This is a genomic window from Seonamhaeicola marinus (assembly GCF_008085455.1).
In genome coordinates, this window is the sequence record NZ_VSDQ01000152.1 from 550 (window position 1) to 791 (window position 242).

The following is a 242-nucleotide window of genomic DNA, read 5'->3' on the forward strand; positions in this document are numbered from 1 at the left end:
TTTTGACAAAGATATGCTTTAAATTGTGATTTTCGATTTTTTATCAACTGATTTATATTTGATTAGAAGCCATTAAAAAAACTGTTTCAACACCTTAAAACAGCTCTAAATTCTATTCAAAATAACACCTACATCAATTAATAAAATACTAAAAACACCTACTAATAAAATAAATTTTAAAATGTTGTGAAGTATTAAATAATGTGTTTTTGTTTGTGATTTCCAAAGTATAATTAAAAACA

At 21.5% G+C, this 242-nt stretch carries 1 pseudogene; it reads right to left on the bottom strand.

Annotated elements, in window-relative coordinates:
- Window positions 1-105 precede the first annotated feature (105 nt).
- Window positions 106-242 (bottom strand): annotated as a pseudogene (locus FUA24_RS25540) (ubiquinone biosynthesis protein UbiA); the annotation flags it as partial.